Source organism: bacterium (genome assembly GCA_030649025.1).
Classification (GTDB): Bacteria; Patescibacteriota; Minisyncoccia; order JAUYLV01; family JAUYLV01; genus JAUSGO01.
On sequence record JAUSGO010000029.1, the window covers coordinates 1 to 16,597 of the forward strand.

Consider the following 16,597-nt stretch of genomic DNA (forward strand, 5'->3'; position numbering starts at 1 on the left):
CAGGCGCACAGCTATTAGTTCCCTGACCGATAGTGCCCGAGGGGCAAAATTGCGCACTGGAGACGCAAACACCGGGACAAACTGCCGCTGAAGGAGATGGCGTAGGAGTTGGGGTTGGGGTAGGCGTGGGAGTGGGCGGAAGTGTAGGGGCGGGCGCACAACAGAGTTGAGGAATATCGGAACAGCATTGCCTTAGCCACAGAAATCCGCACCGATGACAGCTTTGTGCAGGCGCACAGCTATTAGTTCCCTGACCGATAGTGCCCGAGGGGCAAAATTGCGCACTGGAGACGCAAACACCGGGACAAACTGCCGCTGAAGGAGATGGCGTAGGAGTTGGGGTTGGGGTTGGAGCGCCATATACCTCAAACTCATATATCCATCCGTGCGTAATATCGCAGTTGTTGAACGTTAACCTCACTTTGCTGGAAATTACTGGGGCAAAGGTGTTTTCCGTGGGCGTTGACCAGCCCATCCACCATTTTCCGGAGGCATCTGCCGGGTACTTCAAATAGGCATGCCCATTGTCGGTGGAGAATATATCAACCCAGCTTGCGCCATCCCAGTGCTGTATCTTGTAGGTATTGGGGACTTGGTCAATCCCGTGATACCAGACCGTCACCGCCTGGAAGGCTTTGGGTTCGCCGAAGTTTATGGTCGCCTGTCTCCATCCGCAGGATGCAATATAGCTGGTCTTTCCCCCGGTAAAGGCGAGCCCTTTCTGCCAATCGGGGTAGGTCCGCGTCCCGTCAATTATCTCCCAAGGTTTTGTTCCTCCGCCCCATCCTTTGTCGGACTCCAAAGAATTGGGAAATCCCTTTCCGGATTTATTGAGCGCAATATCTTCTGCGGGGCTGTAGGCGCTCACTTCTGAAGTAGGCGTTGGGGTTGGGGTTATCGTAGGCGTGGGAGTCGGTTTCGGCGTGGGAGTGGGCGTGGGTGTTGGAGTTAGAGTTGGACGCGGAGTTGGAGTGGGTGCGATGACCGTAAGACCATTGATGGCGTCTCGCCTGGCGCAATTATTGCTACTGGTGTCCTTGGTAATGGCACAGTAGTTGGCGTAAGTACCGGAAACGGCTCCGGCACTACAATTAAAATTAGCTATCGTTGTGCCGGGAGAATATGAGACGAAAGAACAATTTCCAGAACCAACCATTAGATTAATAGAGTCGACATTCGCGCCATAATTGCATTTAACCGCGTAAGGTCCTCCAGCCGGGACAGAAGCCGGGAAAACAGAGCCGCTCACAAATGTAAGGTTAGTGCACACCGCCGGTGTAGGCGTGGGTGTTGGAGTAGGCGTAGGCGAAAGCGACGGCGAAGGAATGACAGTCGGACTCACGGGAAAATATTTCACCACTCCCAACGCCCGCGGTTCGGGAGGTCTGGAAGCATCAAAAACATTCTGCCAGCCAATCTCCGGAGCTTTCGTTTCGGCGCCGGTCATTTCCTCGATAATCATATAGTCGCCCGGTTTGCTTCCGGCAGGGAACACGAGTGGCACGCCGTTTGAAGTCACGTACGTTTGCCCTACCGTCAACGGATACGGTTCTATCTTGACGCCGAAGAACGCATTGAGTACCAGCGGTTGGCTGCTCGTACCGCTTTTAGCCGTATAGCGGTACGAAAACCGCATCGCTGATGTCGGCTTGGGAAGGGCTTGAACACAGGTGCCCTTGGTTTTGATGGTGACGAAAAAAGTCTCCCCACCGACTATCGCAGTCTTGCTGAATACGGCCGGCTCGTACGTCGTTTTGACATAATCGCCGGGACCGGACGCCGCCGACGAAAAACCGACCAGACCGAGACCTAGTAAGGCAAAGAAGCTTATGGCCATCGGCAATGTAAGTCCGGGACTCAAGGCGTATTTTTGTTTCATAAAATGATAATTACCTTTAAAATTTAATACTTAATAAGTGATACGGGTAAGAGCGCTTATCGTCATTGCTCCGTTTTCATAAAACAAATAACCCCGATTATGTCTTTGGGGTCTCTAGGGCCTCTCTTGTTTCTATATATTAATAATACAGGTTATCCTCCCTAAACACAAAGCACGGCGCAAGACAGGCCAGGCCAGCCCTCGCTTCAGCTCGGACAAGGGAATGTTGTATAAATTATGGAAACAAAAAAGCCCCGGCAAGGGGGAAACTCGGGGAAGGGAGTCTGACAGCGGTGGCTGGATTTGAGTCGGGGTCCCTGTTTTCTGCTCTTGAATACGGCGCTCAGCCGGTATGCCATGATGGGAAAGGAGGTCCATGGGAGTCAGTCTTTAGCATAGGGCAGCCGCACTCCCGGGTCTAGTACCGTAATCTTGCAATCGGCATAAGGTCCCTTTGCCGCCGATTTAAGAGATCGGCCGACCAGTCTCGGCCGGGTTAATATAAGAAAGCCTTACCGCCGATGTTTATTTTGTTTCGATGCCGGCCTTCCGTTTTTCCACGATGGGCAAGGTTATATAAAAAACAGTACCTCCGTTTTCTTCTGATTCAAACCAAATTTTGCCACCACATGCTTCAACGAACGATTTTGTAAGGGACAATCCTAAACCGGTGCCGTACGGCACTTCGGCCTTGGCATTACTCGCTCGGTAAAATTTTTCGAATATTTTCGATTGCTCGTTTTTCGGTATGCCGATTCCTTGATCTTTGACCGAATACTGCGCCTCGTCATTCACTAAGGACAGTAAAACGTGAATGACGCTTTTAGGCGGCGAATATCTCACAGCGTTTGATAGAAGATTCTGGACAACCTGCTTCACGGCTTCATGGTTCGTAATGACCTTTGGAAATATATCGGGATGTTTGCTTATTTCTACGCGTTGCGACTTGGCATTAATTTCTGGTCGAAGTAAGCGGACCACTTCCTGTGTAATCTCCAATAGATCGACGGGTGCGAGATTGAATTTGACCGCATCGCCTTCAGCACGAACAATTTTTAAAAGGAAATTCACCAGGTCGCTCATGTTGCTTGCGGCTTGTGCGATGGCCGCAATGGATTCTTGGTGCTCTGGTACGAATTTTTCTTTGTTGTCCAATAAAAGACTGGAATAACCACGCAGGGCTGCGATGGGTGTCTGTAATTGATGCGCCGCGATAGAAATGAATTCGTTCTTGGCCTTCTCTAGTTTCTCGATCTTCTCAACGGCTTTTTTGCGCCCTGTAGCATCGAGAGAAGAGAATAATACGCCAATCGTCTTGCCGCTGTTATTTTTCAAAGGCAAGATATAGCCCTGGCACCATTCATTCGCGGACGTACCGGGCGCATGTTTAAATTCCACTTCTCTCGCTTCTCCTTTGAATGCTGCCAGCATAGCCGCTTTAACCTCCTCTATAAATTCCGAATCGACGCTAGAAAGATAATCCCAGTCCCTAATTTCTTCGGCAGTTCTCAAGAAATGTTCCTCCGCGCCATGCTGATTGATAAATCGGAGGCGACCCGTTTCATCAAACAGCTTAATGCATATCGGGGTTTTATTTACGACATACGCGAGCTCATTCAAAAGTAGCCCGCCGGCTTTAGCTGCTGCATCAGTGCCGGCTTTTATAATGCGTGTTTCGTGTTTTCTCTTCATGATTTTTATTTTAACCTGGAGCAAGGGTCGGGTCATCGGGGAGAGATTACGTAGACCCTCCGGCCTAGCTCGACAACGCGCCGACTGGTGCTGGACGCTGATGGCTAGTACCCGTAAGTATGAGGCCGTTGAGGGCTTATTGGAAGGTCCAGGAGGCGTGTCTCACGGGGCTCTCAGGTCGGGGCTTGGTTATGCGATATGAGACACTTTGAGACACGGAACGGGCATGTATGGCGTGTCTCATTCTGGACATCTCAAGAGATTCGTCTCCTTTTATGAGGCAGCACACTGTCTCATTTCTGATTTTTCTTAGAGTACTGCCAGAGAGCTTTGTCTACCGTCCGGATCGAAAGGCTACTTTCCATTGCGATTGAGCGAATCTTGTCACAATACTTGGCCCAGAATCTGAAGTTGTAACTCTTCGGTAACTCCCAGCCGAGTGACCAAAGAGCTCGGAAATCGAGGATTGGATAGCGTTCGGGAAAGGCAAAATGCAATATAACTGACGCTACAGGAAAGGAAACGCCTTCCAGCGCGAGCAAAGCACCCAATCTTGCCTGCTCGGTTTTAGCCGAGAAGCTGAACGCAGTTATTTCCCTCACTGTTACATCATCGTTGCTTTTATAGCGCTTCTTCTGTCGCGGCGACTTCCAAATTCCGACTCTAACGAACTGATCCTTCGTGAGATACCTTTGTACAACCAAAATACTTTTCAACGCATCCTCTTCCGTTTTATCGCTGACCCTTGCATCGCTATCGTAGTGCGCTGCATAGGCAACGAGGTTTTCTTTCGTAAGTTCCATCATAAAATGAGGCAAGCGCGGTCCGAAGTGGACGCGAACCTACTTTATCTTACTAAGCACACGGATGTCCCGAGTCGTATGAGCTCGTAGCAATTCTCCCAAAGAAGTTTTGAAATTCAACATTCCTTTATTACCAAAATGCGGAATTTCATGAGCTAATTGCACTAGCGATCCCTTTTTTAGCACGTAATGCTTGTGCGTCCCGCTCGAGTCGATTCCGCGCTTTTTCATATGTTCCAAGTGCTCCTTTTTCACTTTTAAGGGCAGGCCGATAAGCATATTCTTTCTTGGTATATTGGTTTCTGTATATTCTACTTCGGCAATATGAGTGATTGCGCTTCGCTTATTCCCGTCGCGATGAGTGCGCAGGAATGCAACATAATGCGCATCAAGTGTACCGTTTTTTTGCACCGCGATGTATTTTTGTTTCGTCATTTCCCAGAAATGTTGGTTGGTGAAAATAACAAGAACATCGGCCATGCTTTTTATCTTCTGTTCCCGAATATATTTTTTATTGTACATCGAGTCTCCCATATATTCTGCGAATAATTTGGCTAATTCTTTTTGCTTAAACCGGCTGGCGAGTCGTAAAAGATCCTCCCACGAGAAGAAGAAAAACTCGTCTTCCCGCAGTTTCAGCCGCTTTCGTAAAAGGCGGATTTCCTTCGGACTCATGGGGTTCCTGCACACGTAGACGAGCCGCACAGCGTGGTAGTCCGCTCGTCTGCTCTCGAGTATTTTTCTGTATTTTTTTAATTGCCGGAAAATCGTATCTATTTTCGTTGCCACAATTTTAGATTCCAAAAAGATCAGATATTTTTCTGGCACGGTCATCTGGATATCGATGCGGCTTTTACCAGAATCGTAAGAAACCTGGGTTTCGATATCGGTGTGACGCATGTCTTTCAAGCTGGCAGATACGCGGATCGTTTTAAAAAAGGCGTCGAGTATCTTCGTGTCGTTTTTCAGAATGAAGCCGAAATTGGCGGAGAGTTGGTCTTCTTCCGCAGCAAACTTATTGACCAGCTTGAATATGTTGTCTACCAGCACTAGTTAACAATAGCTTTGTTCTGGCTACTCTGGCAAGCGATCCATGATTTCCTACAACTATGTAAACACGTAAGAGCAAATAACTCCCGGCCATGAAGACTTTCTATAACCGCGCAATCCACCGCTTAACGATTTGAGATGGTCTTTAACTTTGGTAACACGGAATAACGATTGACAACGAATAAATAATTTGCTAACCTTGGCTAAGTAAAATTTTTTTTGGCGCAGATTTTAGAAAAAGTTTGTGGTGTAAAAAGTAATCGGACAAGAAAGTGTAAGTGACGGTGACAATGGTAGTGATAGTAGTAGAGAAAACATAACTCGCAATGCAACTGAATAAGAAAGTGGTACCGCTAACGCAAGTTGGCGGCGTTGGGATATTTATATGACGAAAGTTATTCGTTAATTTGCATATTTATGCCTGCACGACGCATTAAAACTCTATATAAAGAACTTGGTCACCAGGCGCACCGCGAACACCGTTCGCGGCGTGGTCGTTCGCCTCGGTACCGGAAAAATAAATTCTGGCGAATTATCAGAATCGAACGGCAAAACATGCTTTACGAAAGCATGTTGCGTGATCATCAGTATAATTTCTTAACTAAGTAATATGCGAATCTTTACCGGGGAAGAAGCTAAAATTATTTGGGAAAATTCTCGCGAAATTACACCGGTTCGTAAACTACCATCTCCGCACTATTCAATCTTGCGGCCGGGATTGCAATCGAACTCTAAACTACCGTCCCCAGAGCGAATACAAAGCTCAAAAAGTGGAGATTTTGTGAAACTTATATTTTCGGAGCCCGACATCAGGGAGGCTCAATGGGTGCAATTAACCAATAAGGAATCTGGGATCCTTTGGTCAGGCTATGTTTTTGAAGATCCTATCGGATTCAAGAAATTGAAAATAAACACGCGGGTGGAATTCCACCCACTTGATATCGTTGATGTTCGATATAAACAAGATACAATTTGGTGAATTTTCTATGGTCGTAGAAATCAGCGGATTCGGGTTTGAGTTGTTTTTCGGAGGTGATCATATGCACCTAAGCTAAAAACAAAACTCCACGTCACCGGCCCATTGAATCTTAAGGTATTTATTTTCTGTTAAATGCGGCGAGTTTCTTGGAAAGAAAGAATGATGAAAAAATATCGGCGATGTATGTGGTGACAGGAAGCCGCCTTTGTCCATAGATCGAATCTTGCGCATACACTTTTGAGAGCTGATAGATCTGATTCATAAGCAAATTAGCATCCTGGTCTGATTTCAGAAGCTTGGTTTTCAGCGGCCGAGCAACAGTGCCCTGATAATCAGGTCTAATAGTTTGCAGGAGGCGGAAGGTGCCAAAGTCAAGACACTCTCCTTCCCCAAGGTCGAAAACGAAAGCCGAATTTGATTTTATGACCTCCATGATGGACACGCTCTTGTTCTGCCCTTTCAAAAGTTCGTAAACTTTCTCGGGATTTTCAAGTACCCTGCCATCTTTATGAATAACCAGGTTTTGAAACTCGTAATGTTTATTAATGATGTCGAGTTTCGCCTGGATTTCCTTGGTCAATTGCACCTCACTCATTTTTTCGTTAAGTCCGACAATCTTTAGAATCTTTCCCCTCCTAAATTCAGTCCCGTTTCCGTTAAAAAAGGTGCAACACAATCTGGAAAGCCGGCGCGCATGGTCATGGCCAAGGTCTATTCCAACAAAAACGGTCTTGGTATCTAAATTATGCACTTGCCAAATCTCCGAACCATTTTTTGCTAATATCTGACAAACAATGTTTGCCCATTTTTTTCCGTCACCCAGCTTATCGTAGTCAAATATTAAGAGATCCTCGCCTTCAATTATTTTTAAGATGCCTTCAAGCCACGCATTATCCGAATTGGGCTTAATAAGTAGGCAGTTGATTCCGCCAGCACCAATCTTGCCAGTGAATTTCTGAGTATCAATCTTTATTGTGATCTTAAATCCGCGGAAGGTCCAACGCAACTTTTCATAAACCCCAGGCACGACTTGCGCATCTTCTTCAAAATAATAGATATGGACCGCTGTAGGAATTTTTAGCCGCCTGATGCCGTTTTTCAAAATAAGGTTTGCTCCAAATAATTTGTTCTCTCCAAGTACATATTCAATCCTGTCGCAAGTACTTTTGGGCAAACCCCGGATAACAAAAGGCGCTATGGGGATTTGGCGCTTTACTATTTTGAGAAATCTTTCCGCTAAATTACTAATCTCATCTTTCGTTAACTTTGGCGGTATTTTGTTCGGATCTTCAAAGAACTTCGAGATTTCTAATAATATTAGAGTGTCCCGCGGGCGCAACTCAAAGCAAAAAGAGAGGCCGATGAAATGGTCGCCTTCTGGATAGGTAAATTTGCTTCCCCTGCCCTTTCGGACATAACCTTCTGGTTGGAGAAGTTTGGCAATCTCGTCTGCGATCCTGCCGACCTCCGATTGAAGCAGGGACTTATTCAATACAAATATCGTACTATCCATGTTATTCCTCTGCGCCTAGCACGCTTACTGCCTTAGCCAGATTATTTTTATTGATGGCTTTCAGAGTAGTGCCCGAAGAGTCTAGGCATTGTTTATACTTAGTATGACACCAATCTTCATTATCCGTGATAAACCGCTCGATTCCATGTGGAAATTCTTCAATTTTATGCGGATGAGGACCCAGTATAAGCCATTTTTTCTCGTATCGTTCATTTTGAATGAATGCTTTTGGACCAGCGTTTGTCATTTTCCCATAATCCGTTTCGATTATTTGGATATCTTTCTTCTCGATAACTATCCCTTGGGATGCCAGGGTTGTCATAATGACTTTAATGATATCATTATCATCGATGTCGCTATCCCCAAATACTCCTATTTTTAAACCGCGTCCCCTTTCTTTATATCCCTGCATTTCTTCCTTTGCTCGGATTGCCTCGGTTCGCCCTCTAATCGCCTGTTGCTTCTCGTGCTCAAGCACAGCAATAAGTTCTTGTTTGTCACTCGTATCTTTTCGTAATTGATTAATATAAGACTCTAGCCCAATAACCTTCTCTTCATAGCCGTGTATACTCATTTCATACTCATGTATTCTCTCCTCCCTTTTATCAATCGGCGATTCGAACGGTAAAGCATATAAAATGGCTGAAAAACTAAGTGCCGCTAAACCCTGTACAAAAAACGAGAATGAAAAAAGAGATATAATATCATAAAAAAAGTAGGTCGTACTAAGAATGGTAGCAATTAGGACAAATGACTTCTGGCCCCCGTAATACCAAGCCATTCCAACTACAAGCAGGATGAAGAAAATGTAGATCCATGTATTGGTAATGATCTTAGCTTTAATGTCCGACCAGAACTGGTACGGCTTAGAATATTTTTCGGGATTTAAAAGTCGATCTATTATTTTTGATGCCTCTAGTTTAGTAAGACTATTAACCTCACTTTCAGGTTGCTTCAACTCTTTGATTAATTTTGATTTTTGAGCAACGGTTGCGGGATCTTTTTGATAAAGAGTCTGATTAATGAAATTGGAAAAATTATCAAACCAGGGAGAATTTTGGCTAAACCGCAGAAAAAGATTCAGAGAAATAAGCACAGCAACGACGACCAATCCTGCTGACAAATATCTTCTGTCTTTATGCAATTTTTTATTTAATATCGTTGAATATCTATTCATATTGTTTATTATCCCGCATAAAGCAGCTGGTTCTAATTAGTGATGAAACAACTCGTCTCCCGCTATGTACTGCGAAAATGGGTTGCCTTTTTAGCATAAGGCTTGTCTCTTTGGAATGAAGTGATTTTTTTAAAGGTTTTCTAGTCATCCCGTTAATTAAACGACATAAAGCAGATTCCCGCAATTGTACTAGGCCGTGTTGCCGACTCTATTTCATGCACCCATTATTTTGGCGGACCTGACTCTATTTAGCGCCACCTGATATCCAAGGCCCCGGAGTCGTTGTACAGCTGAGCGCAGCGTTACCTTGCTAAAGAAGGGAAGGTCCAATTCCCTTGCCGAGTTATTTATGACTACGAAAATAACTTCATACTCGCCTTGAGCTAACTCTCTTCCTACTTCCGCAAGTTTGAAGCCATCCGGTAATAATCCATTGACCTTCCTGCGAAATTCCTCCTGTTTAAATAGCTCGCCCGAGGCGTATCCTTGCTGAAACAGGTGGCTTAGAGAGCTTGAGCCGCCATACCTTTTCACATGGACTATCTTCTTACTCTTCGTATAAATATCGCAGAATTCGAAACTACTGTACCCTCCGCCGTATCGAATTAACTCGCCGTCAAGCAGGACACGGTTGACGCGATCTTGGTCGCAAAAATGTCGGTTGTAACCTCTTTCGCCCTTGTTTTCCCCTCTCCCAGCGAATCTATCAACTATATAATCAGGAAAGTCGATGGCTGACGTGGGAACCGCATGATATGCTTCGTCAATTTTTTTCACAAAGTCCTGATCGACTTTATACCAACCTTTATTTGTTAAAATAAATTTATTGCCCCCATGATCAATTTCCGCATATAGACACTGAAATGCAGACCACTCCAAACTTGCAGCCTCGTTACTTGTTCTTAGGCACGTTATTTGTCGCTGTTTCAGGAGATCAGTAGATATTGAAGCCGGGTCACTAACGGTATTAAAAAATTCTGCGAGGGAAAGATCGTGAAATATCAAAGCATTATCACGTCGGCTATACTTGAACCCAGATACGTCTGCCCATTCTATTATTTCTGGCACTGCCAGCCAAATATTGTCTGTCTCGCCGCCACGCATTTTTTGAATCAAGACTTCGTCAAGTTCCTCTTTTTGCATTTTATCATCAATCTCATTGACCTGATCCACCCAGGAGAAATTTTCTCGGTAGTCCGTTGATGCCGATTTTGTCAGGCATTCTGCAAGGAGCGGCTTGATGCTTTCCAGGGTACAAGGAATGGATATTGATAATACATCACTACCGGATACAGTTTCTCCGAGCATAGTATAGCCAGTTTTTGGCGTACCCGTAACCGCCTGGATCAAGTCTTCGTCAAAATTAAGTCCAAAATCCCTTGGCGCTCCACTTCGACTCAATTGGTCTCTCGAATGCATCGGGACAGATCCGATGGATACTTTATCAATACTGCGCAGCGATTCGTGGTTGACTGTATTCAGTATGACTTTTAACCCAAATCTGGATTCGCATACACCCTCCTTTATTAAGTACCTACCATAACCAAAGGTAAGCGCAAATGATCTGCCCCCTTGTTTAATAAGTAAAACAGCGCGGGTGCTAGCGTTAAAAAGTTTTCGCAACTCATCTCCCTGTAGACGTGAAGAGAACAGAGACAGCCATCCAGGCGAAGATGTGTGCGAGACACTATAAAATAGGGTTCCAACTCCTTCAATGTTTTTATGATGGAGAGAGCGAGGAGTTTTAAAAATACTTTCGGGATCGCCGAAGCCATCTTTCAGGAGAAAGATTTTTAGATTATAAATTGAATCTGTGGGTTGTCGGCGGCGAGGCATTTTATAAAATTTACCGAGATGGATATTTTTACTTCCAAGCGGAGCTGCTTTTGCGAGGCTGGCATGAAAGTTCAAATTACCACAAACCTTCATAAATTCAAAGCTCCCAGGGAAGAGAGCCCTACCTAGGAACTTTATAAATATTCCGCCTTTTCTGTATATTTATCTTACCTCCAAAACCTTCATCGGTTCTCCGCCATCACATATGGGCAAAGTAGGATTGGGGACAACCTTAATGGATAAGCCTCCGGAAAGTTGATATAATGGTACTAGAGCATATGCTGGCTACCCAAACCAAAACCCTTGTTGATCTTGATCGCCTCAAACCCTCCCCAGAGTGGGCTTTTGCCAATAGTGGAAGATCTGAGACAAATTATATTACACATGGATATCACCGATATCCAGCAAAATTCATTCCCAATATTGTAAAAAAGTTGATCGAAGATTATACAGAACCGGGTGATGTTGTTGTGGACCCTTTTGGCGGATGTGGGACGACTCTTGTAGAGGCCAAGATTAGTGGCCGAAAAAGTTACGGCTTCGACATTAATCCAGTGGCAAAGCTTATATCCCAAGTAAAAATTACTCCGATTTATCCCAAGACCCTTGAAAATAGTTTGAAGAAATTTGAACGGTATATTCAGCTCAGGCCTGCGGAATTCTCTATAACTAATGAGCGTTTATATCACTGGTTCAGCAAGACAACGATAGAAGAACTCAACGTAATATACTCGGCGATTAAGTCTCTGAAAGATTATAACGTAAGGAGATTTTATCTGTGTGCATTCTCGCACATTCTCAAGAACTGCTCCCACTGGCTCATGAAGAGCATTAAACCCCAGGTGGATCCAGAAAAAATTCCTCCCAAACCCATAGATGTTTTTAGGAAACATTTGCAGTTCATGATAAAACGGAATAACTCCTTTTTTTTCCTACTGAAAGAAGCTGGCCGTTTAGACACTCCTGCCAAAATGCGTATAGCAGACTCCACAAAAAGACTGCCCCTCCAAGACCATGGCATTGATTTGATCATTACATCGCCGCCCTATGTAACATCGTATGAATATGCTGATCTTCACCAGCTGTCACTTCTTTGGTTCGGTAATGACAAACATTTCTTCAAAAAATGGGGTCGCCATATAAAAGATTATAACGGATTCCGCAAGAAGTTCATCGGATCAAGTATTCGTAAAATTAGAAGGGACGGGGATCTCAATAGTGATATTGGAGACGGGATTGTTAAAAAACTTTTCCAACGAGATTTCAGTGTTGCAAAAGGAGTGACACACTATTTTCTTGATATGAATAAATCATTTAATGAGATGTTCCGCATATTAAAAAGAGGCGGAAGGGCTTGTGTCATTATTGGAGACACCAACTTATGCGGTATCGAAATCAGTAATTCAGAAGTTGCTACAGAGCAAATGCAAAATATTGGTTTTCGGCCCTTAGAATTTATTAAGCGGGAAATTACCAATAAAATGATCACTCCTTGGCGCGATCCTAAAAGCGGGCATTTTACATCACACTCAAACCCGGGTAAGAAACGAGTTTACCAATTTGAATACATCCTAGTTATGGAGAAGGTCTAACGAAGAAACTTCTTAATGTTCTGAATTATAATTTTAGACGCAGCCCGCATTCCTCGCTCAAATATCTCGTCCTTTTGGTCGGGATATTTATTTTCTCCGCTCCCGGCTGTAACATCCAGATTTCTGAACTCGAGGAACATCCAAATGGAATTGATGTAAACTTGCTTAATCAAGAGATCTCTTGCGGCTTCCCTGTCTGCAACAGCTATTTTCTTTAACTCGTCAAATGGTCGCGAATCGAGATTTATCTTTATGCTTTTCAGTTCCCGCCAGGATGGAATGCGTGATACGCAATTTTCATCCCACGCAGGAGTATCGTTATTCCACTCACCACGCTCCACTGTAAGGATTTTTGGCAAATTGAGAGACGGATCTCCCTCGGGGGGTACAATCTTCGCAGGTATATTGATTTCAAAGGTATGACCAGCTTCATCGCTAACCTTGAATTTTATGGGATCGACCTCTCTGATTTGATCCTCAAGGAATCTCGCTTTTATTGTTAAAATTCCGTCCTTTAATTTTGGCTTACTAAATTCAAGGTCTTTACGGACTTCTAGCTCAATCCTGCCAGGTGATTTTTCACGATCAAAATATTCATTCTCAACATCCGTGGCCAAATTCATCTTACGTGTTTCGCCTAACGGAATTTCAATAATCTCTTTTTCGGGAGTAAAAAATGAGGGAAATTTACTTCCGACATATGGTACCTTTTCTTTAAGAGAAAAGGTGACCGCACGACTAAATGCAATACCTTTTGACGGTACTCTCAAATGAAATAAAACTGCTTCTTCTTCGGGCGCAGTAACCCTTGTTGCAGAATCTATCCGGAAAGTAATCTTCCCCCTTTTGTAAGAAGAAAAAGTCACTTGAAATTTTTCTGCATTCTCCCAATCATACTCGCCACGATCATCTATCCTCTCAAAGAGTCTTTCGTCTGCACCAGTTTCAAATGTGACCTTGCCGAATGAACCCTCGCAAACTTCTCGGGGATCCGGCCCTAGAAGTTCAAACTTTTCCGGGAGGTATGTGCCCTCATATGGAGCGGTGTCCTCTGGGCCCTTTTCTTCTTTGGTCGGTAGGTCATTACCGAGATCAAATAACTCTCTCAGCTCCGGCTGCTTCTCGATATCTTTCATCAGCTGCTTTCTCAAAACCTCATCCTTGAATGAGTTTTCCGAGCTGAAAGCGAGACGAGCATACTCTTTGTCAATTTCCTTAAATGTTTCATTGCCCAAGAACATCTTTAATCTTTCAAGTGCCAACTTGGTTGTTTCATTATTCTTGAACTTTTCACGCCCCGAATGAAGCATTTGGGCAATTGGCGGATTTATATTGGATATATCTACAAACGCAAAAAGATAAGGCGAAAGATCTACCAAATCACACTCATTCCGTAACCACGACACATTTTCTGTATGTAATACCAGGCCATCCTTGATAAAAAATATTTTCTCCTGCTGCTCGAGATAGGAGCTGAGATTCTCCTCGACCTGCACCTTATGCTTCAGAACGAATACTTCAATCTCCCGCTTTCCAATCTCGCCGAGATCAACGGGTAATCTTTGGGGATATCCATCGCGCAGAATCGTTTTTTTTCTCAAAAGTTTTTCTCGTAGACCAAATATTGTATATTCAATGCCGCCCCCATAGTCTCTCAGCTCCTTCATATAAATTGGTAGCGGCGCATCGGGTAGTTTCTTCTCAATGAATTCGTTTAAACCCCTGAAAACAATATTGCCACGCTGTGGTAGCTGATAATCAAAAAGTTTTACAAGACAACCCTCGGTAAATACGTAATCATCAATCTTAATGGGTTCGTCCTGAGGGAACGAAAATATCTCTTTGGTATCTTTTTCTGCAAAATATTCATACGTGAATTTGCGCGCCCCATGATCAAACCTTTTTCTAACAAGCGAGAATCCATAATGGTTATAGTTACTCGCCCTTTCCCTGTCCTTTATCGTGTCAGGCCGTCTGCATAGAATCAGTTGAAGATAATTGTAATCATAGGAAGCCGGCTTCCCTGCATATCCAAGCGGACTCGAGCCCCCTTGATTATAGGTGCCGTATACAAAGGGTATATTTTCTTTATTATTCTCACTCAAGCTGAGAATAGTTTTTTTAATCATATTCGGCTGCTGTCCCTCACCCTTGTCAATGATTGTGATCGTTGGGCGATCCTTTTTCCCTTCAGCTGTTAACCTGAGCCACTCTTTTCCAAACTCAGATCGCTTTTCTCGTAATTTTTCTTTACCCCCAAAGAACTTTTCGATGGCTTCTGTCATGGATTGTGGCGCTTTTGTTTTATCCCGTGGGTCTATGCCTTCCTCATAGCACCGACGCATAAGGATGGCATCTATCGAATTAGTAATTTTCTCCATTAGCGCGTTGTCGGGTTCATGCATCTGGCCCTCTACGATGCCAACATTGTTAGTGCGTCCTCCATAGGGCAACCATTCCCACTGGGTTGCGAGTGGGTCGTGTGCCAAAACCTGCTCAACCTCATCAGAAGTTTTACACGCTAAAAGCCCGAGTAATAATGTCTTGCTTTGTTTATAATTCATGGATTTGAAAACTGAAATTTAATAGCATTTATCATTTTATTAATCTTTTCAACCACTCGCTATACTTATCCTTAGAAAGAATTAAAGCTTGAACTCAACTTCTTCTCTAGCCTCCCCCCTAAAACGTGCTTCGGCCTTGGCGATTGCGTCTTTCATGGCGCTAAAAACCCTCCTAGTTTGTTCAGGAGTGTAATCATAGAGTCCTTTATTGGACAAGTTCGATAAGACCCTGATGTTGTTTAAAACGCGCCTAGTGCGCTTTTCAGCTAACCTCTTAAATCTTTCCGAGCGATTTTCTGTATTCTTTGTCATAGTATTTAGTAAATAATAATTTAAATACTATGGTGGAGTATATCACGGGTAATACTGGTGTCAATAGGGGTGGGTGGGCTGAAAGGGGTGGGGCTAAATCAGCAATTTACCTACTTAGAATAGTCGTTTTTGGTAACTTTTCCCACGCAAATCTGTCAACACATACATCTCTTATAAAGACTTGCTTACTTATCGTGCTTGGGCGTCTGTCGGTTGAGAGTCGATTGCGGGCTGCTTGAAATCTACAGCAAGACCAGCTCCATGTAGCTCAAAATGAACATCTAGTGTTTTTAAATCCGCTTCTTTGGGAACGATCGCAGTAACATAGCCCCGCGCCGTCTCGCCCGGATTCAACCGTTCGAAATCTAAGCCCGGATCCTTTCCAACTGAACCAGCGCGATAATGGAATCTTGCCGCATCGACCAGTGCAAACCTGCCAACGTCTTCTCCAAATACCTTCTCAGAAACATTTTCAAATTTCACCAGTACGGCTACAAACTTTTGACCGCTTCCGGGTTGAAAGAACGGGCTGTTGCTGACATATTCCTCCGGCGAGGAGATGATAATATAAACTTTTCCTATTGCAAATTGCTCTGCCCGCCCGGAGCTGACAAGCTCGACCCTCTCACCGTAGAACGCCGTAGGCATTGTGCTGCTTACTGGCGTAGTCACCGGAACCGTTGCAGCGTATTTTTGCAAAGGCAATGATGTGGGCACTGAAGGCGACTCACTCTCCAAAAATACTGTTATACCCACAAAAATTACGAGACCAATTGCGAATAATATTAGGACGCCTTTTATTGTTGCGTTGATCACTGGTGGAACTGATGCGGGTGGAATTGGATTATCGGTCATATGTAATAATATTGATAATATGTGGCTATCTAAACACAAAACTCCACGCTGACCTGAGCCTTGCGGCTCCATACCCTTTCGGGCATGACCTCTCATCGAAGTTGGCCAAACGTGGAGTTTGGTATCGATGAGAGGATTCTTTGTGCCATGCCCTCCGGTTTCCCGATGGGTTTAGGCAATTAAGTTGTTAAGGATATTGTAGCACAGAAACGGCCTTCTCTCATCCCTTAGCTCGCTTTTTGAAATCCGCGAAGCGAGTTGGGGATAACTCTCCGGCGGATTCTTCTGGAGTTTTATAGAGTCGCATAGACTTTTTTCTCAAAAGTGTTTTTGTTGTGCGATTTT

At 44.1% G+C, this 16,597-nt stretch carries 12 protein-coding genes; 3 read left to right on the top strand and 9 right to left on the bottom strand.

Features of this window, described 5'->3' with window-relative positions; genetic code table 11:
* Together Q7S09_04150 and Q7S09_04155 are read right to left on the bottom strand one after the other, a co-directional pair.
* On the bottom strand, positions 1-1,879 hold a 1,879-nt coding region (locus Q7S09_04150), incomplete at its 3' end, for a hypothetical protein (GenBank protein ID MDO8558348.1).
* A gap of 525 nt (positions 1,880-2,404) precedes the next feature.
* Positions 2,405-3,571 carry a PAS domain-containing sensor histidine kinase gene (locus Q7S09_04155; GenBank protein MDO8558349.1) on the bottom strand — a complete coding sequence of 389 codons (1,167 nt, stop codon included), beginning with the start codon at positions 3,569-3,571 and terminating at the stop codon, positions 2,405-2,407.
* Between Q7S09_04155 and Q7S09_04160 the strand changes: the two genes are divergently transcribed.
* Complete coding sequence (locus Q7S09_04160) at positions 3,570-3,773, top strand: hypothetical protein (protein ID MDO8558350.1); 204 nt, start codon at positions 3,570-3,572, stop codon at positions 3,771-3,773. The two genes, Q7S09_04155 and Q7S09_04160, sit on opposite strands and share 2 nt — an antisense overlap.
* Positions 3,774-3,864: 91 nt before the next feature.
* Here the strand turns inward: Q7S09_04160 and Q7S09_04165 are convergent, their stop codons facing one another.
* Positions 3,865-4,377, bottom strand: coding sequence for a hypothetical protein (locus Q7S09_04165; GenBank protein MDO8558351.1), 513 nt, complete (start codon positions 4,375-4,377; stop codon positions 3,865-3,867).
* Between the two features lie 36 nt (positions 4,378-4,413).
* Positions 4,414-5,424 carry a PD-(D/E)XK nuclease family protein gene (locus tag Q7S09_04170; GenBank protein MDO8558352.1) on the bottom strand — a complete coding sequence of 337 codons (1,011 nt, stop codon included), beginning with the start codon at positions 5,422-5,424 and terminating at the stop codon, positions 4,414-4,416.
* 610 nt (positions 5,425-6,034) lie between these two features.
* Between Q7S09_04170 and Q7S09_04175 the strand changes: the two genes are divergently transcribed.
* On the top strand, positions 6,035-6,403 hold the full coding sequence (locus tag Q7S09_04175; protein MDO8558353.1) for a hypothetical protein: 369 nt from the start codon (positions 6,035-6,037) through the stop codon (positions 6,401-6,403).
* A gap of 118 nt (positions 6,404-6,521) precedes the next feature.
* Here the strand turns inward: Q7S09_04175 and Q7S09_04180 are convergent, their stop codons facing one another.
* The 3 genes from Q7S09_04180 to Q7S09_04190 form a co-directional block, all read right to left on the bottom strand.
* Entirely contained in the window at positions 6,522-7,916 is a 1,395-nt protein-coding gene (locus Q7S09_04180; GenBank protein MDO8558354.1) for a hypothetical protein, read from the bottom strand.
* Between the two features lies 1 nt (position 7,917).
* Positions 7,918-9,093 (bottom strand): hypothetical protein, encoded by a 1,176-nt coding sequence (locus Q7S09_04185; GenBank protein MDO8558355.1) that lies wholly within the window; start codon positions 9,091-9,093, stop codon positions 7,918-7,920.
* 213 nt (positions 9,094-9,306) lie between these two features.
* Positions 9,307-11,004, bottom strand: coding sequence for a TIGR04141 family sporadically distributed protein (locus tag Q7S09_04190; protein MDO8558356.1), 1,698 nt, complete (start codon positions 11,002-11,004; stop codon positions 9,307-9,309).
* Positions 11,005-11,207: 203 nt separating this feature from the next.
* Here Q7S09_04190 and Q7S09_04195 point away from each other — a divergent pair, with 203 nt between their 5' ends.
* Positions 11,208-12,521: a DNA methyltransferase gene (locus tag Q7S09_04195; protein ID MDO8558357.1), complete on the top strand. Its 1,314-nt coding sequence runs from the start codon at positions 11,208-11,210 to the stop codon at positions 12,519-12,521.
* On the opposite strand, the gene Q7S09_04200 is transcribed toward Q7S09_04195, so the two are convergent.
* Both Q7S09_04200 and Q7S09_04205 read right to left on the bottom strand, forming a co-directional pair.
* Positions 12,518-15,085, bottom strand: a complete 2,568-nt coding sequence (locus Q7S09_04200; protein ID MDO8558358.1) for a hypothetical protein — start codon at positions 15,083-15,085, stop codon at positions 12,518-12,520. The two genes, Q7S09_04195 and Q7S09_04200, sit on opposite strands and share 4 nt — an antisense overlap.
* Before the next feature lie 501 nt (positions 15,086-15,586).
* Entirely contained in the window at positions 15,587-16,324 is a 738-nt protein-coding gene (locus tag Q7S09_04205; GenBank protein ID MDO8558359.1) for a DUF4352 domain-containing protein, read from the bottom strand.
* Positions 16,325-16,597 lie beyond the last annotated feature (273 nt).

Excerpts from the sequence above, each read along its gene's own strand:
- Q7S09_04200 (MDO8558358.1), bottom strand. The coding sequence starts at position 15,085 with ATGAATTATAAACAAAGCAAGACATTATTACTCGGGCTTTTAGCGTGT.
- Q7S09_04160 (MDO8558350.1), top strand. The coding sequence starts at position 3,570 with ATGATTTTTATTTTAACCTGGAGCAAGGGTCGGGTCATCGGGGAGAGA.
- Q7S09_04185 (MDO8558355.1), bottom strand. The coding sequence starts at position 9,093 with ATGAATAGATATTCAACGATATTAAATAAAAAATTGCATAAAGACAGA.
- Q7S09_04180 (MDO8558354.1), bottom strand. The coding sequence starts at position 7,916 with ATGGATAGTACGATATTTGTATTGAATAAGTCCCTGCTTCAATCGGAG.
- Q7S09_04165 (MDO8558351.1), bottom strand. The coding sequence starts at position 4,377 with ATGATGGAACTTACGAAAGAAAACCTCGTTGCCTATGCAGCGCACTAC.
- Q7S09_04155 (MDO8558349.1), bottom strand. The coding sequence starts at position 3,571 with ATGAAGAGAAAACACGAAACACGCATTATAAAAGCCGGCACTGATGCA.
- Q7S09_04195 (MDO8558357.1), top strand. The coding sequence starts at position 11,208 with ATGCTGGCTACCCAAACCAAAACCCTTGTTGATCTTGATCGCCTCAAA.
- Q7S09_04205 (MDO8558359.1), bottom strand. The coding sequence starts at position 16,324 with ATGGAGCCGCAAGGCTCAGGTCAGCGTGGAGTTTTGTGTTTAGATAGC.
- Q7S09_04175 (MDO8558353.1), top strand. The coding sequence starts at position 6,035 with ATGCGAATCTTTACCGGGGAAGAAGCTAAAATTATTTGGGAAAATTCT.